21 protein-coding genes and 1 pseudogene are annotated in these 21,913 nt (G+C 67.7%); 20 read left to right on the top strand and 2 right to left on the bottom strand.

The window, feature by feature from the left end; all coding sequences use genetic code 11:
• Positions 1-120: 120 nt before the first annotated feature.
• From CSR00_RS02775 to eccE, 9 genes are all read left to right on the top strand, one after another.
• Entirely contained in the window at positions 121-417 is a 297-nt protein-coding gene (locus CSR00_RS02775; protein WP_141564238.1) for a PE domain-containing protein, read from the top strand.
• 69 nt (positions 418-486) lie between these two features.
• Positions 487-1,806, top strand: coding sequence for a PPE domain-containing protein (locus tag CSR00_RS02770; RefSeq protein WP_099020882.1), 1,320 nt, complete (start codon positions 487-489; stop codon positions 1,804-1,806).
• Between the two features lie 111 nt (positions 1,807-1,917).
• Entirely contained in the window at positions 1,918-2,247 is a 330-nt protein-coding gene (locus CSR00_RS02765) for a hypothetical protein (protein ID WP_176561869.1), read from the top strand.
• 48 nt (positions 2,248-2,295) lie between these two features.
• Positions 2,296-2,592 (top strand): WXG100 family type VII secretion target, encoded by a 297-nt coding sequence (locus CSR00_RS02760; RefSeq protein WP_099020880.1) that lies wholly within the window; start codon positions 2,296-2,298, stop codon positions 2,590-2,592.
• Positions 2,593-2,737: 145 nt separating this feature from the next.
• Entirely contained in the window at positions 2,738-3,592 is an 855-nt protein-coding gene (locus tag CSR00_RS02755) for an ESX secretion-associated protein EspG (RefSeq protein WP_099020879.1), read from the top strand.
• A gap of 182 nt (positions 3,593-3,774) precedes the next feature.
• Positions 3,775-5,325 (top strand): CpaE/TadZ family protein, encoded by a 1,551-nt coding sequence (locus CSR00_RS02750; RefSeq protein WP_099020878.1) that lies wholly within the window; start codon positions 3,775-3,777, stop codon positions 5,323-5,325.
• Positions 5,326-5,343: 18 nt separating this feature from the next.
• On the top strand, positions 5,344-6,903 hold the full coding sequence (gene eccD / locus CSR00_RS02745; protein WP_099020877.1) for a type VII secretion integral membrane protein EccD: 1,560 nt from the start codon (positions 5,344-5,346) through the stop codon (positions 6,901-6,903).
• The gene (gene mycP, locus CSR00_RS02740; RefSeq protein WP_099020876.1) at positions 6,900-8,327 is read left to right on the top strand and encodes a type VII secretion-associated serine protease mycosin; all 1,428 of its coding nucleotides are present in this window, start codon (positions 6,900-6,902) and stop codon (positions 8,325-8,327) included. The genes eccD and mycP overlap by 4 nt, the downstream gene beginning before the upstream one ends.
• Positions 8,327-10,285, top strand: a complete 1,959-nt coding sequence (eccE, locus tag CSR00_RS02735) for a type VII secretion protein EccE (RefSeq protein ID WP_099020875.1) — start codon at positions 8,327-8,329, stop codon at positions 10,283-10,285. The genes mycP and eccE overlap by 1 nt, the downstream gene beginning before the upstream one ends.
• Positions 10,286-10,364: 79 nt before the next feature.
• On the opposite strand, the gene CSR00_RS02730 is transcribed toward eccE, so the two are convergent.
• Complete coding sequence (locus CSR00_RS02730; RefSeq protein ID WP_099020874.1) at positions 10,365-10,652, bottom strand: hypothetical protein; 288 nt, start codon at positions 10,650-10,652, stop codon at positions 10,365-10,367.
• Positions 10,653-11,003: 351 nt separating this feature from the next.
• Between CSR00_RS02730 and CSR00_RS02720 the strand changes: the two genes are divergently transcribed.
• The 11 genes and pseudogenes from CSR00_RS02720 to CSR00_RS02670 all read left to right on the top strand — a co-directional run bounded on the left by CSR00_RS02720 (position 11,004) and on the right by CSR00_RS02670 (position 19,951).
• Positions 11,004-11,855 (top strand): ParA family protein, encoded by an 852-nt coding sequence (locus CSR00_RS02720; protein ID WP_099020872.1) that lies wholly within the window; start codon positions 11,004-11,006, stop codon positions 11,853-11,855.
• A 55-nt stretch (positions 11,856-11,910) separates the two neighbouring features.
• Positions 11,911-12,273, top strand: a complete 363-nt coding sequence (locus CSR00_RS02715) for a hypothetical protein (RefSeq protein WP_141564236.1) — start codon at positions 11,911-11,913, stop codon at positions 12,271-12,273.
• A gap of 69 nt (positions 12,274-12,342) precedes the next feature.
• Positions 12,343-12,738, top strand: coding sequence for a helix-turn-helix domain-containing protein (locus CSR00_RS31120; RefSeq protein WP_245905794.1), 396 nt, complete (start codon positions 12,343-12,345; stop codon positions 12,736-12,738).
• Positions 12,739-12,969: 231 nt separating this feature from the next.
• On the top strand, positions 12,970-13,998 hold the full coding sequence (locus CSR00_RS02705) for a hypothetical protein (RefSeq protein WP_099020870.1): 1,029 nt from the start codon (positions 12,970-12,972) through the stop codon (positions 13,996-13,998).
• Between the two features lie 316 nt (positions 13,999-14,314).
• Positions 14,315-14,590: pseudogene (locus CSR00_RS02700) on the top strand (WhiB family transcriptional regulator); the annotation flags it as partial.
• 83 nt (positions 14,591-14,673) lie between these two features.
• Positions 14,674-15,402, top strand: a complete 729-nt coding sequence (locus tag CSR00_RS02695) for a hypothetical protein (RefSeq protein WP_099020868.1) — start codon at positions 14,674-14,676, stop codon at positions 15,400-15,402.
• Positions 15,399-15,752 (top strand): hypothetical protein, encoded by a 354-nt coding sequence (locus CSR00_RS02690; protein ID WP_099020867.1) that lies wholly within the window; start codon positions 15,399-15,401, stop codon positions 15,750-15,752. Before CSR00_RS02695 ends, CSR00_RS02690 begins: the two co-directional genes overlap by 4 nt.
• On the top strand, positions 15,749-16,015 hold the full coding sequence (locus CSR00_RS02685; RefSeq protein WP_099020866.1) for a Fur family transcriptional regulator: 267 nt from the start codon (positions 15,749-15,751) through the stop codon (positions 16,013-16,015). The genes CSR00_RS02690 and CSR00_RS02685 overlap by 4 nt, the downstream gene beginning before the upstream one ends.
• Positions 16,012-16,902 carry a DUF6551 family protein gene (locus tag CSR00_RS02680; RefSeq protein ID WP_099020865.1) on the top strand — a complete coding sequence of 297 codons (891 nt, stop codon included), beginning with the start codon at positions 16,012-16,014 and terminating at the stop codon, positions 16,900-16,902. Before CSR00_RS02685 ends, CSR00_RS02680 begins: the two co-directional genes overlap by 4 nt.
• Positions 16,903-17,013: 111 nt before the next feature.
• Complete coding sequence (gene dnaB, locus CSR00_RS02675; protein ID WP_099020864.1) at positions 17,014-19,122, top strand: replicative DNA helicase; 2,109 nt, start codon at positions 17,014-17,016, stop codon at positions 19,120-19,122.
• Between the two features lie 82 nt (positions 19,123-19,204).
• Positions 19,205-19,951 (top strand): hypothetical protein, encoded by a 747-nt coding sequence (locus CSR00_RS02670; protein WP_099020863.1) that lies wholly within the window; start codon positions 19,205-19,207, stop codon positions 19,949-19,951.
• A gap of 983 nt (positions 19,952-20,934) precedes the next feature.
• On the opposite strand, the gene CSR00_RS02660 is transcribed toward CSR00_RS02670, so the two are convergent.
• Entirely contained in the window at positions 20,935-21,885 is a 951-nt protein-coding gene (locus CSR00_RS02660) for a hypothetical protein (RefSeq protein WP_099020961.1), read from the bottom strand.
• Between the last annotated feature and the right edge of the window lie 28 nt (positions 21,886-21,913).

Genomic DNA, 21,913 nt, shown 5'->3' with positions numbered 1-21,913 from the left:
GCAGGAAAAAGTGCGACACCAGTACTCACCGGTGGCGGTATGCTATTGGGGAGATTTACCATCACAGGTAATATTGCCGGCACAGCGCCACGTGCGGCATCGGGGAAGTGAGGTTTGCTAGTGATCACCAATGTTTCGTCATCGGTCATGATGGCCAGCGTCGCCGACGTGGTGAGTAACGCCGCCACCACCGCCGCCGTCATCGACGGGGGAGCCCCCGTCATCATGGCGCCCGCACCGGCGGGCACCGATGAGGCATCCGCGCTGGCCACCGCTAATACCAGTGCCCACGCGGCTGACCTGCTCGGCACGTCGATGCTCGGCTTCCTGGAGTTGGCGCGCTTCGCCGGGACCCTGGGCATCACCGATGCCAGCTACACCACCGTCGACGCCGCCAACAGCACGCAGTTCCTGTAACCGGGGCGGCGATCACGATCATGACCGAGGGCGTCAGAGAGGGGGCACGCTTTGTTCGGCCCTCCTGAGGTGATCACCGGCCGCCTGATGTCCGGGGCCGGTGCGGCCCCCATGACTGCCGCGTCGACGGAGTTCGCCGCCGCCGCGACCGCCTACGAGGTCTCCATCGACCGGCTCACCGCGATGTTGGCCTACCTGTCGGCGTCCTGGCAGGGCCCGGCGGCGCAGGCCATGCAGGCCACCGTCATGCGGTTCATCATCGTCAACCGACTCCTGCAGGCTCAGATCATCACCTCCGGGGCGAGGACCGCGGCGCAGGCCGCCGCGTTCACCGAGGCCTACACGACCATGGCGCAAATGGTCGAGATCGTGGAGAACCGCGTCACGACCGCTACGCTGCACGCCACCAACTTCCTGGGAATGAACACCATCCCGATCGGGGTCAAGGAAGGCCAGTACATCGAGATGTGGATGCGCGACATCGCGGTGCAGACCAACTATCTGGCGCAGACGGTGGCCAATACCAGCTACGACCCGTTCGCCAAGCTGCCCCCGCTGTCGATGCCGACGAGTTTCCCCTCGGTGATCAACCAGGCTATCGGCGCGGCCATGGCGGCCACAGATCGCGTGCGACTGCAGGCAGCGAAAGCGCAGAACCTGGCGTCGGTGATGAAAAGCAAACTCGGCATCGGGATGGCTCAGGCCGAAGCGATGGTGCAGCGAGTGGGACAGGGAGCGCAGAAGGCCGAGGCGCAGGCCGCCGTGACACGTTTCCGTGAAGGCAACGTGCAGCGTCAGATGGAAAACCAGATGGCTCAGCAGTTGGTTCAGCAGATCCCCCAGCAGGCCGCGCAGGCCGGGCAGCAGGTGATGCAGATCCCCCAGCAGGCCGCGCAGCAGGCCCAGCAGATGGGTCAGCAGTTCGGATCGCAGATCGGCAACCTGATGAGCCAAGTGTCCCCCGAGCACCGCCTCGACAATCCGGGATTCTTCGACACCCAAGCCTCCTCGTCGACCCTGGACCGGCTCGCCGGCAGTACCGGCGGCGGCGCCGGCCTGGCCAGTGCGATTCGAGTGCCGAATCTGGCGGGATTGTCCGGTGCCTCAACGGGATTCCGGTTTCCGAGTGGATGGGACGGCGCCATGCCAGGGTCGGCGCCGCCGCAGGCGCCGGCATCGCCCAGTGGCGGCGCCGCAGCGCGTCCCGGCGGATCGGGCATGCCGATGCACGGTGCGCGCCGTCGCGACGACGAGAAGTCCGCGACCGTCAAACGACCCGACACCGAACTCATTCCGATGTGGGGCAACGTCCCCGCGGATGAGGAAACGGTGACAGCCGGCGCGCTGGTCGCCGGACGAGAGACTGATGACGAGAAGGAGGCCAGCTGATGGCGGGCTTCCCCCCACACTTGCGCTCAAGGCTGTTCGGAGCGCGGCGCGCCACGGTGGCGTGTGAGTCCAGGAGCGGCATGTCTACCACCAACAGAAATGGAGATACTCATGGCCGGTAGTGGCTCACCGTTCAGCATGGACATGGCCGTTCAGGCCGCCCAGACAGCCAGCTTCCAGGGGCTCGTCGACTCGGCCCAGGCGAACAACAAGCAGTTGATGACCATCGCGGACTCGGCGATGGCCGCCAACCGCGGCCAGATGAGCCAGTCGTTCCAGGTCTGGCTCAGCGACATCCATCAGACCGCGGTCACCAACAACCAAGTGCTGGACTCGATCCGTGAGGCGCTGCACTTCGGCATCGGCTCGACCGACGCGCAGGAAGCCTCGGCCGCCGCCGACTTCCAGCAGATCACCGGCGTGGTCAACCCGTTCCACTGATCGCCTCCCGACCGCCTGAAACCCACTGAACCGCAAGGAGATAAGAAAATGCCCGGAGCTGACGACGTTTACTACAACTATCCGCTGATGGAGTCCATCGCCCAGCAGATTCAGCAGTGCGGCACCGTCGCACAGAGTCTGCTCGACGCAGGGGTCGCCAACAAGCAGACCCTGCTGGGCAGCTTCACCGGTGACACCGCCATGGTGTTCGAAGAGAGCTTCACCAAGTTCCAGCACACCCAGCAGGACACCATCGAGGTCACCAGCCGCGGTGGTCTGGCCTACAGCCGCGGAGCCTCGGAGATGGGGACCAACGAGCTCCAGATGATGAAGCAGTACCCCTAAGCGCCTCGCCTCCGCGCGCGAGGGCGCCCCGAGTCCACTGCTGGTGGGGTCGGGGCGCCTTGCTGTATCTAACCCGGATGGATGGCGTCGAAAAGGTCTGCTGTGCAAGGATAGTGAGGCCGCCCGGCCGGTAGCATTCGCGGTTATGGCACGCGACATTCTGGCTGCAGCGCACTTGAGCGTCGACTCGGCGCTGTTCGTCAAGCGGTTGATGGACATCGACAGCCTGCCGCCGGTGCTGGCCCTGATGAACAATGTCTACTATCCCGAGGACCAGGCCCGCGTCGACGACGAGACCGTTCCTCTGCTCGTCGAGTCGGGGCTGATCGATCTCGACGGCGACGTAGATCCCACGCTGGCGTCGTGGATGCGGGTGCTGGAGCGCCCCGACATGGAGGTCACGCTGCGGGGGATGCAGAACGATCGCATGCGCCGCGCGGTGGTCGCCCGTCGCGGCGAGACGCACGTGATGGCGATGCGCCGCAACGACGAACTGGTCGTGCAGGCGGTGTGGTCGACCACGAACTCTCTCGACGACGTGGTGTCGACCCCGATCTGGTCTGCGATGCGCGAGTCCCCCGAAGTGCTGGCGCCGCAGCCCGCGGAGTTCGAGCCGGTGACGTTCCCCCTGGATCAGGTCGCCGAACTGTCGGCGGCCTCGACTCCGGGAGACATGCTGCGCACCCTGCGCGGGGAGCTGGGCGTCGACGTGCAGACCGCGAAGATCCTCAACGAGGTGTCGGCCTACAGCGGGCAGCGCTGCGAGATCGTCATGCGGGAGAACCGGGGCATCCAAACCGTCGACACCAAAGCCGGTGTGATGGTGGCCGACACCTCGTTCGGGCGGGTGGTGTCCGCGGTGGGCGGGCACGGGCCACGTTCCCGCCTGTGGGTGACTTTCGGTCCCGGAACCTTCACGCGATTCCGCGCTGCCATGGCCGATCTGGTGCAGCTGACCCCGAGTAGAGACTGGTTCGCTGCCCGTAGTGACCAGGACTGACAGGCCGGTGCATCAGTGCAGGAAAATGAGGGTCTTCGGCCACGAGTTCGGCCGATTTAGTGCGCTAGTGTGCTGGTGAACGCTAGGACAATGGTCTTGCAGAGAACCCAAGGCGTCAGCAGTCAAACGACCGGAACACTGCCCGGTCACACCGTCAGATTTTGCGGGGAGAGGTGAGCCGAATGGCCGAGAACGTGGAAACCGGTAACGGCCGGCACTGGTCGGAGCCCGAGGGTGCTGAAGAACCTACGCAGTCCGCACCATCGGAACCCGCCGCCCCGCCGCAGGAACTGCCCGGCCCGCCAGCCACCAGCATCACGCCCGCGAGCACCTCCGAATGGGGTGCGCGGCCCAGCGTTCCGCCGGCGCCCCCAGCCCCGCCGGCGCCCGCCGGTGAGCGCGGCTTCAACGGCGAGCGCGCAGCGTCGACGTCGCAGCCCCCGTGGGGTGCGCCGGCCACGCCGACGCGTGCCACCAACGGTGCGTCGCAGCAGCCCGATCAGCGTTTCACCAACGCCGGCCAGCAGTGGGGTGCCTCGCCGGGGCAGCCCTGGGGGCAGCCCTCCGCGGCGCCCCAGGGTCAACATCAGGGCCCGCAGATGGCCCCGCGGCGTCCGCAGCAACCCCAGGCCGAGCAGTACCAGGCGCCCGACGTCACCCAGCAGATCCCGGTCACCTCCGACCAGGGTCGGGTACGTCAGGCGGTGCCCGATCGCGAGGCTGCCACGGGCCGTGGCGTCGAGGCGGATCAGTACCGCCGTCCCAGCGCGCCGATTCAGGCTGCCTCAGCCGGCATTCGGCAGGACCTCATCCAGACCGCCAACGAGGAGCGCACGCCGGTGGCCAACACCGGATGGCGCGGGGCGCTGAACAAGAGCGGGTTCAAGCTCAAACCGGGCAAGAAGGAGAGTCGGCGCCGGGAGGTCTACAAGCGCATCCGCGCCCCGAAGGACTCGATGTACGCCGTCGCCGTGCTCACGCTCAAGGGCGGTGCCGGCAAGACCACGGTGACCGCCACGTTGGGGCAGGTGTTCTCCTCGATCCGCGCCGATGGAGTCATCGCCGTGGATGCCGATCCCGATGCCGGCGATCTGCCGCTGCGGACTGCGGTGCATCCGCGGAACCTGTCGATGATGGAGATGCTCGACACCGAATCCAACGATCTGCGTCAGCACGACCAGGTGCAGCGGTTCCTGTCGACGACCGAGACCGATCTGCACGTGCTGGCCAACGGCTGGCGGCCCGACGGTGAGCGGGTGCTGGTGCCCGAGGACATCCGCGACGTCTACGAGATCGCCTCGCACTACTACAGCATGCTGCTGTGGGACGGGGACAAGGCGCTGAACTCGCATGTGGTCCGCGAGATGCTGGACAAGTCCAATGCCCTTGCGCTGCTTGTGGAAGCGTCTGCGCCGGGGGCGTTCAAGGCCGGCCAGGCCATCGACTGGCTGCGCAATCACGGTTACGAGGGATTGCTGGCGCGCACGGTGCTGGTGGTCAACGAGACGACGGCCAACACGCGGCTGGACATGAAGGCGCTGACGACGGTGCTGGCCCGGCAGCAGCTCAAGCTGCATCACATCCCGTTCGATCCGCACCTCGACGAGGGTCTCAGCGTCGACCTGGACAAGCTGAAGAAGAAGACCCGCCGAGACTTCGAGGACCTCGCGGCGACGCTGGCCGACGACTTCTCGGTGCCCCAGCCGCCGGCCCCGGTAGCCGTCGCGAGCTAAGGTCAAGGGAGACAACACATGTCAGTCGTCTTACCGGTCGAGTCGCTGCCGGTCGATCCCGGTCGGCAGCCCGAGAGCGCGGGTGCACCGGTCCAGGCCGTCCCCGAGCAGATCCGGGTCGCCATCCACGTCGGCAACTACAACGTCGACACGTCGCTGGCCGCGCATGCGCCGCTGTCGATCGTCATGGAGGGCCTGGTTCCCTTTCTGGTTGAGACGCTGCGCAGCGAAGGTCTCAACGTCGACTTCACCACCACCGGTGTGTACACCCTGGCCGTTGAAGGAGGCATGCCGTTCGCGCGCACACTGTCGCTGGCCGAGGCCGGTGTCCTCGACGGTGCGCGGCTGCTGCTGCGCGAGGTGCACTCCAACGAGGTCTTCAAGCCGATCATCGAAGACGGCAGCGATGCCCTGGCGGAGTTCAACGCCGTCAAATTCGCGTCGTTCACCGCCGACACCGCCCGCGCTCTGGGGCTGATCGCGATCGTTGGAGGCGCTGCGCTGACCGGGGCGCTGACGATCGCGGCCTGGTGGTCCACGCCGTCGAGCCTGTGGTGGGCGCCTCCCGCGGGTGCGCTGACCCTGCTGGCGATTCTCGGCGCGGTCGTGGCGTCGCGGCGCTCGATCACGCAGGTGTCCTACGCCGCCGGCATCGCCGCGCTTCCCCTGGCGTTCTCGTTGGGGTGGGTGGCCGTGCCGGCCTACGAGAACACCCCCGGCCACTGGACGGCGGCCAACGTCTTCGCCGCCGCCTTCGCCACCGCCGCGGTGTCGTTGATCGTGTTGTGGCTGACCGGAATCGGGATCAGCGTGCACACCACGGTGGTGACGATGGCGGTGATCGGCGCAGCCGCGGCGGGAGTGCGCACCTACACCGGGTTCGACATGCGCCAGATCGGCACGGTCGCCGTCGTCGTCGGCATGATCCTGGTGGCCGTGGCGCCAGGTCTGGCGTTGTCGCTGGCGGGGGTCAAACCTCCGAGCCTGCCGGTTCCTGGCGAGGACATCGACCGCGCCGAGCTCGACGAAGCCGCGATGGTCGTCGAGGTGTTCGACGACGGCAACGACGTACGGACCGTGGCGCTGTCGGAGGACGAGGACGCCCAGCTCGAACGCCGGGCGCGGGTGTCCAACAAGTACCTCACCGGTCTGTTCGTCGCTGCGGTGACGACCATCGTGGCGGGTGCGATCGTGGCCACCGAGCCTGCGACCCACTACTTCTGGGGTGAAGTCGCCGTCGCGGTCCTATCGATCCTGGTGCTGGTGCTGCGTGGTCGGTCGCTTCCCGATCGGGTCCACGCGGTGACGTTCTTCGTCGGTGCGTTCGTGCTGCTCGCCGGCTTCACCCTCACCGTGATCGCCGGCACCGCCACCGCCGTCGCCGAGATCAGTGTCATCGGCGGGGTGGCGCTGGTGACGGTGCTGGCCGCGCTGGCCGGAATGCTGCTGCCGGGACGGATCAAATCGCCGATTCCCCTGCGGCGCATCGAGTATCTGGAGTTCTTCGCCAACTTCGCGGTGGCCATGTTGGCGTTCTGGATCGTCGGCGCGTTCAACTTCTTCCGGAACCTGCTATGACCGTGGGATCGATGATGCTCGCGGCGCGTACCGCTGCCGTCTTGGCGGCGGTCACCGCCCTGGTCGCGATCGCTCCGCTGGGAACGGCGGGTGCGGTCACCCCGCCCACTCCGGATGTCGCAGCCGCCCCGCCGGACGGCCCGCCTGGACCCGAGGGCCCCATGCGCAAGAACGGCGGTTGCGTCGTCGGAGGTGTGCTGCCGAACTCCGATCTGTCCAAGACGCCGCCACCGCTGACCGCGCTGCAGATCGAGCAGGCGCACAAGTTCTCCACCGGCGCCGGGGTCATCGTGGCCGTCATCGACACCGGTGTGCGGCCCCAGCCGCGGCTGCCCGGCATGATCGCCGGCGGCGACTACGTGGACCCCGCGGCCAACGGGTTCGACGACTGTGAGGGACACGGCACGATCGTGGCCGGGATCATCGGCGCCGCGCCCGCGCCGACCGACGGGCTGATCGGTGTGGCTCCCAACGCGCAAATCCTGGCGATCCGGCAAACCTCGTTGGCCTACATGCCACAGGATCAGTCCTCGAATCCCGACGACCCCAACCAATCTCGCACCGCCGGTGACATTCGCACGCTGGCGCGGGCCATCGTGCACGCGGCCAACATGGGTGCGCGGGTCATCAACATCTCCGTGGTGTCGTGTGTGAAGGTGTCGACACCGATCGACCAGGCCATGCTCGGTGGCGCGCTCAAGTACGCGGTGGAAGTCAAGGACGCGCTCGTCGTCGCCGCCGCGGGGAACGTCAACTCGAGCGTCGACAGCGGGGCGGGCAACCAGAACTGCAAGAGCAACCCCGACGCCGACCCGACCCGACCTTCGGATCCGCGCAACTGGGGTGGGGTCACCGTGGTGTCCACCCCGTCGTGGTTCGACGACCTGGTGCTGTCGGTCGGGTTCGTCTCCCCGGAAGGGGCCCGCGCGGAGAACACCATGTCCGGGCCGTGGGTCGACGTGGCCGCACCGGGGTCGGGCATCGTGTCGCTGTCGTCGAGCGGCGAGGGTGTGATCAACGGCGTCCCCGGCGAGGAAGGCGGGCTCGTGCCGATCGCGGGCACGTCGTTCGCGGCGGCCTACGTCTCCGGAACCGCGGCGCTGCTGCGTTCACGATTCCCGCAGATGACCGCCCGCGAGGTCGCCACCCGCATCATCACCACCGCCCACGCGCCGGCGCGCGGTGTGGACAACGCGGTCGGACGCGGACTGATCGACCCGGTGGCGGCGCTGACCTACGACATCCCCGTCAACGGGGCCCCGGAGGTGACCGTGCAGGCCGCAGAGCTGTCGCTGCCGGCGCCCCCGCCTCCGCCTGACTCGGCGCCGAAGTGGACCGCGGCGATCGTGATCGGGACGGTCACAGCTGCGGTCGTGGCTGTGCTGATCGTCGTGACCGCGACCGGCGCGCGAAGGAGGCAGTGATGGCGGGCCCGAAACGCGCACGGGGGCGGTGGATCCGCGTTCCCATGATCTCGGCGCTGGTGTACGGCGTCGCGGTTTGGGTGACCGTCGCCTTCACCGTGAACAAGGCGCTTCCGGTGTGGGCCGCCGCGACGATCCTGGTCGCTGCGGCGATCGCCTTGTTCATCCCGATCCGGGGGCGGGTTCTGCTTGTCGAATGGCTCGCCGTGGCGTGGTCGTTCCTACGGCAACGTCGCCGGCCGCTGCCCCCCGAACTGCCGCCGGCGACCGACGTCAACGTCATCTCCGGCACTGCCGGTGTGCGGTGGGACGGCAAGACCCTGGTGGCCGTGGTCGAGGTGGCCCCGCAGCTGGCGCTGACCACCGAAACCGGCGGACGCACAGTCAGTGGCAGCGAATTGCCGCTGTCGCTGGTTGTTTCGCTGATGACGCAGTACGGGCTCAACATCGACATCGACGTCATCGAGGCGGGCTGCCACGTCCCACCGGGCACGGCCTACCGCACGGTGTACTCCCAGTTCGTGGGGCCGCGTCACGTGGTGGGTGAGCGGCGAACCTGGCTGGTGTTGCGGCTGAACTCCTTTGACAATCTCGACCGGATCATCGAGCGAGGCCCGTCACGCACCGCCGGGCCCAAGGCGTTGGCCGCCGCCGCGCACCGCGCCGTACAGCGGTTGCAGCAGGAGCAAATCCCGGCCTACGCGCTCTCGGCGGAGGATCTCGACACGATGGGGGACGTGCTGTTGGCCCCGGTCGGGCCAGCGGACAACCAGGAGAAGTGGTCCTACATCCGATCCGGACCGAACTTCATCACCACCTACGTCGGCAACCCCGAGCTGCTCGCGCAAGGCCAACTGGATCGCTGGTGGTCCTGGCGCACCGAGGAGACGATGACGGTGATCCGGCTGACCGGCGCCGGCGGCGGCGCCGAGATTCAGGTCGGCGTGCTCATCCGGTACGTCCACCACGGCAAGGCCTACAAGCCTCTGGCCGAGGCGAAGCTGGCCCGGCCCACCGGAATTCAGCGCCAGATGCTCGATGCCGGCATTCCGGCCGGCGACCGCGCCCTGCGTGCCACCATGCCGACCATCGCGTTCTCCGCCGTGCGCGACGTCCGGGTGCCCATCGGGCCGTCCGGGCAGATCCTCGGCCAGCTCGACGAGGGCACGCTGGCGGTGGTGCCGCTGTGGGATCAGTCGGGCTCGCCCAAACGACGCCGCGTCGACGCACGCGTCGGCGTGGAAGTGGCCCGCCAACTCGTCCTGCGCGCCGTCGTCACCGGCGCCGTGGTGGCCATCCACACCGACGACCGGCAGCGCTGGGACGGGCTGGTCGCCACGGTCAACGACGAGCGGCGGCTGTTCTACGCCACCGCCGGCGCCCGCACGAGCGACGTCGCGGTGTTCGACGGCCGCACGGTCACCACCGTGCCGACGCGCACCGTGCTGCGACTTCTGGGCCCCGACACCGCCAGTGGCGGCGCGGACATGACCATCGTCGAAGGGCCCGGCCAGGTCCTGGAAGTCAGCATCGGCGATGCCGACCCCATCACCGTGTGGACGATCCGGACGCGGGAAGAGGATCGCTATCTCGGGTTGGGCCACAACGACATTCCTCAGCCGCGGCGGATGGTGTCCACGGCTCCGGTCCTGTCGCGCACCGGGCGCCGATCGGCGGCCGCAGCGCCGGCGCCCACGCGGCGGCGTGCCCCGGCTGAACCGTCGCCGGCCGCGACGCCGCCTGCGGTAGCTCCGGCCGCCGCAGCGCCGGCCCCCAGCCGCGATCGTGTGCGGGCCAACGGCAACGCGGCCAACGGCAACGCGGCCAACGGCGATGGTGGTGGTCGACACCGCGACTTGGGTGGCCCGCAACGGATTCCGCGCAGTCAGCGCTCCAGCGAGCCGACCCCGCCGCCACCGCCGCGGCGGCCGCCGCGCGACTATCGACCCAAGGAATGACGGGTCGGACACCGTGAAAGGCACTGTGCCCCGCCACCGAAGTGGCGGGGCACAGAGCTGTGCGGTGCGGTGCACGCGGTTACGGTTCGGCGGGAGGCCGCAGTCCCCAGCGGTCGCGCAGCCGGTCATGGCGCGCCTTGGTGTCCTCGTCCATGTCGAGGGCGAGCTTGAGGTAGCGGGATGCTTCGGCGCGCTGGTCGTCGCTGCTGGAGGGGTGCCAGAACGCCTCGGCAGCGTAATCGGCGGCGGTACGTGCGAACTGCCAACGCCGCCACGGTTCGTCTTCGGCTGAGGCTTCGCAGATGGCGTCCAACGCGGCGCTGAGCGCGCCGGCCGGAGAGGCGAGGTCCTCGGCATGGGGGCTCATCGGCTAATGGTATTGCCGCGTGACCGGTGCTACCCGGTGCGCGGAGGGGGCGATTTGCACGGAATCGGTGCGGTGGTGTCGCGGCGTGTCGACGCCGGGTTCTCGGGTCGGGGCGGTGAGATGAGCAGTGGCGAGACGGTCTGCGGTCGGATGACCAGGGGTGACGCCGCCACGTTGGACGTGATTCGTCCGTGAATCCGCTCTCCATGGTTCGTGAACGCAGCCCCGCGTGTCGCGCACAAGCATTGTGAATTATGCTTTGACCTGCAAGGACAGTATGGCCCCTGGTCGGTGACAGTTTTTTCCCGCAGCAGTGGCATTCCCCCAGTTTTGGAAGGTTATGATTTGCGCATGCCAAAGACTCCGAAGCTGGTCCGGGCCCTGAATTCCCCGCCCGTGGTCATTGCGGTCGCCATGCGTAAGGGCGGTGTGGGTAAGACCACCACCGCGGTGAACCTCAGCTACGAACTGACTCGCCTGGAGGTGTTCGATGAGGCCGAGCAGCAGACTCGTCCGATCCGCGTGCTGCTCATCGACATGGATCCGCAGGGCAACGCCACCTCCGGCCTGGGCTTGGACATTCCGCCCGACGGTGACCCGACGCCGACCATGTTCAACGTGCTGCATCCGGAGAAGCACCGCAGGTTGCCGCTCAACGACGTCATTCAGGGAACCGATTTCGGGGTCGACGTCGCGCCGTCGAGGGAGGCGCTCGACGAACTCGACAAGGGTCTGGGGCCCGGAGGTCAGATGAGGCTGCGCCGGGAGGTGGAGACGCTGCCGGCCTACGACTACATCATCATCGACTGCCGGCCGACGCTCAACGAACTTGCCTCCGCGGCACTTTCGGCAGCGACGTGGGTTTTGGCGACCGTGGGCACCGGCCCCGACGAGGTGGCCGCGCTGGCGTCTCTGGACGCGGCGGTGGAGAACGTGGACCTCAACAACCCCGGCATCAAGATCACCCACGTGTTGCTGACGAACTACATGAGCGGCTCGCGAGCGACCAAGACCATCCGGCGTGCCGTCGAGGACGCGTGGTCCAAGGAGTACCTGGGCTACATCTCGCGCACGGTGCGTGTCACCGAAGCCAAGGCGCACAGTCAGCCGATCTCGGTGTACGACCCGACCTGTACCGCCGCTGAGGACTATCAGCGCGTCGCGATTCGCATCGCGGAGGAAGGATTGATCCCCAATGGCTAAGGACATGCCACTGCCGACCGCTCGCGGGCGGGCGGTGTCTCAGGACGCTGCCCGGATGCGAGGTGTTCCCTCCGGCACCGCGGCGGCCACGCCGGCGGCCACGCCGACCGCTGCCGGCCACCAGGTGTCCGACCTGGTGGCCCACGATCCGGCGCTGGAGCAGCTGCGCAGTCGCAAGGTCAAGCGCACGGGGATCAACGTGCACATCAACACCAACGTGCACAACGCGTTTGCTGCATTCGTCGACGAGTACGACTTGCCCAAAGGGGACGCAGCGTCGCTGGCGATCCAGGAGTTCCTCGAACGCCGCGGCGTGCACATTCCCGGCGTGGCTCGGGCGTTACCGCCGCCGGTAGCAGGTGTCCCGAGTGTGACGGATGGGCATCCCGCTGGTGGAGATTCGACGTCTACTGGATAGGCTGGAATCGTTGCTGGTAAACAAGTCGGGGGATCGGCCGATTGGCATCGACGCAGGATTGGGTGACGGGTGACCAACCACATGGACAACATTGCCGACATCGCGGCCGAAGACGACGATAAGCCCGAAGGTGGCACGCACGAACTGATACGCGCCGAACAACGCGGCAAGGCTGCTATCGACCCTCCGCACGTCGCGACCGAATTCTTCGCCAAGAAGTTCCAGGAATTAGCTGGAAGCATGAACGTGCGCATGCTCGAAACCGACAGGGTGCGGAAGCTCACGCCGCTGCGCATCCAGCGGATGCTCAAGGAGCAAGCACCGGATCTGCCGGTTTCCCAGACGCAGATCTACCGCTACTTCCACGGCGAGGCGCCCCCACGTCTGGACGTCGTGTACGAACTGGCGCGCCTGTTCGGCGTCCCCCCGTCGTACTTCATGCCCGACGATTTCCTGCCCGAATAGGGGCCTGACGCGAGCTCACTGCGCGCCGGTGGATGTTGTGAAAAGCAACCCCTGTGCGGCAGGCGATTCGAGCTGATCGAGCCAATAGACTGAGGCTCGCAACTCCGGCACGGTGCCTAACAGGGGTCTTTGGCAAGAGGTTTCCCGGTAGCGGTGCGGCAACGTGCCCCGTGCCGGAGTTGCATTCTCCGAGGGGGATTTTCGCTCCCCGGAACGGGAGAAGGACCTGAGGTGGACAGCGAACACGGCGACGACGGCACCGCGGCCGTCGGCACGGCGCTCAAGGCCCACATTCGGATGCGGCTGGCGTTCTGGCAAGCCCAGGACCGCCGCAGTATCACCGTTGACGGACCCGCCTGGCTGTGGCGTGGGCGGTACCTCGCGCCGCTGCGCCTGGCGGATCTCAGCACCCCGACAGCCGAACTGATCGTGCGCCGGCGAGCCAGTGGCATGCATCCCGCCGCGCTCTACGGCACCCCTGGGCCGCGCCGCCGTCGACTCCCGCGATGGATCTCCCCACGGGGCGCCGTGTGCTGGGTCGCCGCGGCGGTGATGCTCGCCTTCGTCGCGGCCCTGAGCCTGCGCGCCCCCGACGATGACGCCGGCATCGGTGCGTGGGCCGCCTGGGGCGCCGCGGCCTGCGGCGGCGCGGCGCTGGTCGTCGCGTCGCTGCTGCTGTGGGCCAACCGTGACCCACTCAAGCTCACCAGATCCCAGGCCGCGGAGGTCCACGTCGCTCAGCGAACTCTGGACTGGAATCCCCTCGCCGGTGCCGGCCCGGTCTCGGCCGGCGGCGCCTTCCTTCTCGAAGGGTTCACCATCGTGAGCCTGCTCGATCAGAGTCCGGCCTGGGACTTGCCGGGGCTCACCCTCGTTCGAACACGTTTCGACGCGGACGAGGAGATCTTTCAGATCGCCCGCGCCGCTTGTGTTCTCGATCAACACGAGATCAACCGTGTTCGGGTCGGGCACCTGGTCACCGGCGCGTGGGCGGCCGCGCTGCGTGGGGAAACCAGGCATCTCACCGAGGCTCTCCTGGGTCGGCTGATGGTGCTGCATCAATGCGTGGCGACTCTCGACAGTCTGTACCAGCGTGCACAGCGGGCCGGTGTCGTCGCCGAGGTCGCCGACAGCACATTCTGGGCCGCCGCGGCCGAGAACGAGCTCGCCGCAGCCTCCCTCGACGAACTCAACACCGACCTCCTGGCGATGTTCGAATTCGACTACAGCGAAGTCGGGTCGACGCTCCGACCGGCCTAGCTACGCTCCAGCGCCGCTGCCAGCGCAAATGACAGTGCCCCCGAGTGGCGGCCTCACCGAGGTCGCCACCGGCCGTTGGCGACCACTCAATCAGGGACGTGACATCGCCGCAGGCCACGGCAACCAACCCGTCGACGTGCACACAGCGCTCACAACCCGCTCACGACAAAATCACCTACAGAGATAAAGTTACCGATAGCGGGAAGCGTATTTGCCCTAGTCAATCGCTAATCTAGGCCCACGGATGTGCAAATCATAACGGGTTGGATTTGCACACTCGGGACCGCGAAAGCGACTGACCCAAGGAGGTAGCGCGATGTCTGAAGCCGCCGTGATCGAGTTGACCGCCATGCTGGAGAGCCAGCCACCGCAACCGTCGGACGAGGAGTGGTACGAGCGGGCGTTGTGCCCGCAGACCGACCCCGATGCGTTCTTCCCGGAGAAAGGCGGATCAACAAGGGAAGCCAAGAAGATCTGCCTCGGCTGCCCGGTACGGGACCAGTGCCTGAAATGGGCGCTCGACAACGACGAGCGTTTCGGCATCTGGGGCGGACTCTCCGAACGCGAGCGACGTCGGCTCAAGCGCGGTATCGACATCCATCCCGCGCAAGACGACCACCATGTCGCGGCGATCGCCGCCACCACCGACGACGACCACGACGTGAGGTTGGCGGGATGACCCGGCCCGCGCAGCGCTCCGGGCGCCGCCAGATCCCCGGATTCGGTGATGACCAGCCGCCCGCCGAGGTGGTCGACGCCTACTGGACCGCAGTGGATCTCGCGGCTTACGGCTGGCACGCCAAGCGCCTCGAATTCGACGCCCACACCGCCACCGCCTTCGTCACCGCCCACACCCCGACACGGCGCACCGTCACCGTGAGCTGGGACCTACGCGGCAACCGCCCAGCACGCCAACAGGTTCCGGGCAACGCGCCCGCACACCGGCTGCTCGAACTGGCAAGGGCGGTCGCCAGTCTGGGCCAGAACGACGCCGAGACCGGCGATGAATGGCTCACCCAACTGTGCTGGCTGGTGCAATCGCAGGTCGGCTCCCCGCACCGCCATCACCGCAACTGGCGACGCGGCGAAGCGCTGCCCACCGTGCCCGCCGGCCAACAACCCCTGACGCGGGCGCGCACCGCAGCATGGCTGCTCGCGCGACTGGTCGGCAAGTACGGCTGGACCGTCCGCCACCTCGGCGAGGACATCGCCGGCGGCGGCTTCATCGCCGACATCCCCGGTGACGTGACGGCGATCTTCCCGGCCGCCATGGAGTACGACGGTACCGCCGCGGCGGCGCTGGCCCGGATGCTGCCGTCGCTGCCCGCCCAGGATCTGCACCTGCTGGCCCGCCTGGACTACCAGGCGCTGTGGGTGGCCGGACGAACCGGCGGACGGCGATGACCTCGCCCGCCAGCGTCATCGCCACCCCGGCGTCCTGGGTTCCGGACTACTACCTGCACGGCTCCCTACGGCACTGGGATCCACCCCACGGCCAGCGCTGCGGCTGCCGGCGGCGCTACGAGGGCACACAGGTCATCCACTGCGTCGGGCGTGTGCAGCACCTCCTCGACGTCGCGTTCGGGCGGCCGCCGCGCTCCCGGTGCGGAGTGCGCCTCATCCAAGCCGCGCCGAGCGCACTACTCAAGGACGGCGCACCGCTGTGCCCGGCATGCGCGGCCATCACCGGCCCCCCGGCGCCGCAGGTCGAGATCTTCAACCACCGCGCCGACGAACCGGTCGTGGCGCGGTGAGCGCACAGCACCCGGATCCCGAACTCGTCCGCAAGCACCTGCTCAACGTCCTGTCCGAGGCCGGCGGCGACCTGACCACCGCCGAGCTGCGCCAGCTGTTGGCGCGCTGGGCGCCGGGACTGGTCAACGAGACCGTCTACCGCAACCTGCTCGTCCTCGAACACCGCGGCGAGGTCCGGCGCCTGCGCCGTCCGGGGCGCCGCCACGTCGCCTGGGCCCTCGTCACCCCCGCCCACGTACCCGCGAAGGAGGCACACCGATGACCACACCCCACCCGCTGGCCCCCTACGTCCTGGCCATCCCCGTCACCGAGTTATTCGTCGACCACACCTACCAACGGCCCCTGGATCCGCAGCGCGTGCGCACCATGACCAACTCCTTCGAGCCGAAGCTGCTCGGAGTCATCGAGGTCTCCGACCGGGGACCCGACCACAACCCGCGCTACGCGGTGATCGAAGGCCAACACCGTTGGGCCACAGTAAATGCCATCAATCCGGCCGCATCCATCGCCGCCCGCGTCCACAGCGGCCTGTCGGTCGCCGAAGAGGCCCAGCTGTTCCACGGCATCGACGTCCACCGCCGCCGGTTGAGCACCTGGGACAGGTGGAAAGCGCGACGCGCGCAGAAAGACCCCGACGTCGCCGCGATCGAGGCCACCGTGGCGCGGGTCGGACTGCGTGTCGACGACGCACCCAAGGACGGGCACATCAGGTGCACCGCCATGCTGGAGAAGATCGTCGGCAGCCGCGGCGGACATCCCCTGCTGCGCGACAGCCTCAGAATGCTGCACGACACATGGGGACCCCAGCAGAACGCCTTCGACGCACCCATGGTCGGCGGGATGGCGGTCATGCTCGACGCGTTCGGCACCGACGCGCAGTTCGACTGCGACACCCTCGTCGACGCGCTGATCGACCTGACCCCCGAGCGGGTCGGCGCCCTGGCGCGCGCCAAAAAGGCCAACGGCAAGCACGGCACCGGTGCACTCCCCAAATTCGTGGCGCTCACCCTGCACGAGCGCTACAACCTGCACCGGCCCGCCGGCTCCCGTCTGGCCACGCCGGACGGCTTCCGCGGCGTCCTGCGCTCAGCCTCGGCCACCCCCCGGACCACCGCCAACGCCGGCGGCATCGCGCCTGCCGCCGCCTGACGCGGGGACCTGCCGTCACCGCAGATCACGGGCACGGATCCAGCCTGCGGTGACGGAAACGGATCGGCCCGGCGGTACTCACCACACGACGGCACAGGAAGGAGACCGGAGATGACCGCCCTCGATCACCGATCCGCAGCGGTCAGCGAACGCTCCGACGACAGCGACTACGGCAGGCTGCCCCCACACGACGACAGCGCCGAGCAGTCCGTGCTCGGGGCGATGCTGTTGAGCAAGGACGCGATCGCCGACGTCTTGGAAGCTCTGCGGCCGGGTGACTTCTACAAGCCGCGTCACCAGAGCATCTTCGACGTCATCCTGGACCTCTACGGCCGCGGTGAACCCGCCGACGCGGTGACCGTCGCCGCCGAGCTCGACCGCCGTGGCACTCTGCGCCGCGTTGGTGGGGCGCCCTATCTGCACACCCTGCTGGCGACGGTTCCCACCGCGGCCAACGCCGGCTACTACGGGCGGATCGTGGCCGAGAAGGCGACGCTGCGCCGTCTCGTCGAGGCGGGCACCCGCGTCGTCCAGTACGGCTACGCGGGGGCAGAAGGCGCCGACGTCGCCGATGTCGTCGACCGCGCTCAAGCCGAGGTCTACGACGTCACCAATCGAGATCGCCGCGAGGACTACGTGGCGCTGGCCGATCTGCTGCAGCCGGCGATGGACGAACTCGACGAGCTGAGCACCAACGGCGGCCTGGCCCGCGGTGTGCCCACCGGGTTCATCGAACTCGACGAACTGACCAACGGGCTGCACCCCGGCCAGATGATCACCGTCGCGGCGCGCCCCGGCGTCGGGAAGGCGCTGGCGCTCAACACCGCTCTGCCCACACCGACCGGCTGGACCACCATGGATGAGGTCCGGGTCGGAGACGAACTGCTCGGCGCCGACGGCCGCCCCACCCGTGTCGTCGCGGCGACAGAGGTCCTCCACGGCCGGCCCTGCTACGACATCGAATTCTCCGACGGCACGGTGATCACCGCCGACGAACAGCACCAGTGGGCGACTCGACGCGGCATCGCGATCACCGCCGAACTGCGGGTGGGCGACACCATCCCCACCGCCGCCGCCGTCGAGCTGCCCGCGATCGCCACCCAGCGCGACGACCCGTACACGGTCGGCCGCTTCCTGGCCGGCGACCGCAGCGTTGCGCTCGCCGGATACGACTCGGTGATGTCGCGGTACCTGCGCGGGTCACTGGAGCAGCGACGAGCCATGCTGCGCGGGCTCCTGCACGCCAGCACCGTCACCGGCGGGCCCGGTGACAGCTTCACCATCGAGGCGCCCTGGCGCCTGGCCGAGAACCGCACCCTGGCCGTCGAGCTGCTCAGCACCCTCGGGTACGTCGTGGCCCCAGGCTGGCCCGGCGAAGCGATCCACGTCGTGGCCGGCGAGCGCACCGTCACCTCCATCCGCGCTCGGCACAGCGTGGCCGTGCGGTGCGTACAGGTCGACAACGACGACCACCTGTACCTCGCCGGCAGCGGCATGGTGCCCACCCACAACTCCACGCTGGCACTGGATTTCATGCGATCGTGCTCGATTCAACATCGGATGGCCAGCGTCATCTTCTCCCTGGAAATGAGCAAGTCCGAGATCGTGATGCGGCTGCTGTCGGCCGAGGCGAAGATCAAACTGGCCAGCATGCGCTCCGGGAAGATGAGCGACGACGACTGGACCCGGCTGGCCAAGAAGATGAGCGACATCAGCGAGGCGCCGCTCTACATCGACGACTCACCCAACCTGACGATGATGGAGATCCGGGCCAAGGCCCGCCGTCTGGCGCAGAAGACGGATCTGAAACTCGTTGTGGTGGACTACATGCAGCTGATGACCTCCGGAAAGAAGGTCGAGAGCCGTCAGCAGGAGGTCTCGGAATTCTCCCGGACACTCAAGCTGCTGGCTAAGGAACTCGACGTTCCCGTCGTCGCCATCAGCCAGCTCAACCGCGGCCCCGAACAGCGAACGGACAAGCGGCCCATGGTGTCTGACCTTCGCGAGTCGGGCAGCATCGAGCAGGATAGCGACGTCGTGATGCTGCTGCATCGACCCGACGCCTTCGAACGCGATCATCCGCAAGCGGGAGAAGCCGAGATCATCATCGGCAAGCACCGCGCGGGACCCTGCCGATCCGTAACCGTCGCCAGCCAACTTCACATGTCCCGCTTCGCGAACATGGCAAGAGGCGGCTACGGACCCGAAAATGGTTACTAGACAGTCACGTTATCGACAATGAGCGCTGTTGACCAGCAAGTCAAGACTAGAGTACAGCAAACATGAGGAAAGGGGAAGGTGTATGGGGTTCTACGACACCGCCTGCCTGATCACCGGGGTGAATGTGACCAGCGTCGACGCGACCGCGGTGCTGCTGCGACGCGATCCGGAGGGGTACTACTACCCGATCTCGCTCGGCGTGCAGGGGGCTTACGACGGGTACGGAAGCCTCGACACCATCACCGCCAGCTACCGCAACGCAGCTCTAACGTCGTTCTTCTCCAACGCCTTTCGGTCGGGCCGATTCCATGCGCACGACTACACCCACGCCGGGGATCCCCTCTGGTTCGATCCCGACATCGCCATCGAATCGCTGCTCTACCTCATCGAGCGCACGACCACCTGTTCGAACCTCTACGGAGGCATCTATCCGCCTTGCACCGTGCTCGACGGCGATGCGGTGGTCATGGCCATGATCGCCCAACCCGTCTGGGATGCCATCGCCGACGCGCGCCACCCAGGTCGACGCAACCTCGCGCCAATGGCGTTCGGCGCCGGCCTACCGACGGCTGCCGAGATCTACGGGCCGGGGCTGCACGGGCTGCAGGATCCGCTGCGCCAACTCGCGGTGATCTCACATTTCATTGCCACCCACCCGCCGCTGAGGTGGGCTCCGCCCGGCGAACCCGCGCAGCGCTATCCGCGCGGCGCCGGCCGCCAGTTCAGCGCCGAGGACAATCGCCAATTCGTAGACGAGGCGCGCCGCGATTACCGGGGGAGCAGCGTCATTCAACGCGCGCTCGACATCTACGTCCAAGCCGTGGACTGACGCGCGCTTGCTTCAGCTGACCAGGTAGGGCGCATAGTCCCGGCCGTCAACGGGTGGCACATGCGGCCACTGCCCGGTGATGCGTCCTATCGCCCAATGGTTCTGTGTAGCAGTGTGTCTGGAAGACAATCGCTGTTCAAGGTAGAGGAGGTGGCTTGCGGCGGGACGCGCCTGGAGCGTGTCGGCGCTACCTCCGGGAGAGTTCCTCCGACCCTGACGATCCCCAGCCCGATGCCGCCGCCTGGTGCTGATGGTCGGATCTGATCGCCACATCGCAACTTGGATGGGTGTGGAACTGGCTGGCGGCCTGAGCTGTTGATGTGGGGCAGCGATCTCGGCGAGGTTGTCAAGCCTGCACCAACTTTCTAGACGGCACACCAAACGTCACCGCCCATTAGAGTTGACTGCAGGTGCATATCACGGCCGAGCAGCCGCTTGGCGCGGATGCGCCGCAACGGAAAGGCAGTCGACATGACTGAGCACCGATGTCCGAAGCCTTCGGGGGCAACCCCGAAGGCGCCCCGCGAGATTCCCTCCCTGGTCCAGCGAGCCGGCCTCTATGTCGTCCGGCAGCTGATCGGATGGGGAATTACGGAACTGCTGGATGAGTACGGCCGGCCGTTCGTGCATACGACTCTGATCCCCAAGGTGTCGGAGTTCGTGACCAACTTCCCGTACCCGCCATATTGGTGAATGAATTGCCTCATTAGAGAGGGCGCCCGGCTCCGGCCGCGGCGCCCTCAATCTTTTGCCCCCGCTTCGCCGCCACGCGCGTTGGATGAACCGGCCCGCCGGTGGTCCTTGAAACTCCTCGGTGGCGAACAACGCCCACCCGCCGCTCAGCCTCTCACCGCCCGACATCCTTACCCAGCGCGTGCTCCAGATGTGCGCCACGCGCCCCAAACGCGCGGCGCCACTCAAAGCAGCGATTACGGTCTGCTCGACGAGGAGTTGGTGGTGGCCGATCGCGTTGAACCTCCTTCCTACCGGCGCCAGACATGAACACGGTCGGTTTTGAGAGGTGCTCCCTCGGGGCCCTTCACATACGGGGCGATCCACTTCGGCCGCCGGTCGGCGTGGTTGGGGCCACACGCCTGCTGGCGCCAGTGTCCGCCGACCCACCACCGAGTGCGGTACTGGCGCTCGCTGGACTCACCGTCGTGTTCGCGAGGCGGGCTCATGGGGCGGCGCAACTCGATGATGCTCACCCGGTCCGGATTGCTTGTCGCCGGTTCGGGGGCCTGCGTTCGTGCTCGCGGGGCGTCGTCGAAGACGCGGGTCGCAGTGACCGTGGGCTGGCCCATGAGCAGCCAGGCGGCTCCCACGACGCTGACCAGGGGAGAGGCGTCGGCTGCGTGCGCCGCCTCGGCGGTGCGCGGAACGAGCGGATCCAGCAGCAGTGTCGGGTTCGTCGCCCACAGCGGTGAGGTCACCTGATAGGGGCTGAGGAGATCCGGGTGCTTGGCCAGACGCGACAGCGGTTGCAGCTGGAGTTGCCCGTCGGGTCGAGACCGCCACCACAGGCCGTCCCACGTGACCTCGGTGGGATCGGTTGGGCTCAACGCATTCCACGGTACGTTGCCGGCGGGCCTGGCCCAGCAGAGCAACCCGGTGGGCGAGGGTGCGGCGATCGCCGGTGTCCACTCCGGCAGGGAGTCGGCGGCGTCGAGGGCGACGTCCACCATGTCGCGGGATACCCAGAACAGCTCAGCGCTGTTGCGTATCACGTCGGACTCCGCGCTCATTTGGCTCAGCGACTCGGCCAACTTGGCTTGCAGCCGCTGCAGCCGTAGCTCGCCCGCACCCGAGGTGTTGGACGGTTCGGTCAGGGCGGTGGACTGGTGCTCGACGAGCTTGTCCAGAGCGTTGCACCATTGTCGGCGGATGTCGGGCACGCAGTTGGGTGCCCACGGCAGACTCTTGCGCTTCACCATGGCGTGTTTCCCCGCGCGCACCCCGGCA

It is taken from the genome of Mycolicibacterium palauense (assembly GCF_002592005.1).
GTDB classification, from domain to species: Bacteria; Actinomycetota; Actinomycetes; order Mycobacteriales; family Mycobacteriaceae; genus Mycobacterium; species Mycobacterium palauense.
The sequence above is the reverse complement of the archived record's forward strand: the minus strand, read 5'-3'. Positions and strand labels throughout refer to the sequence as shown.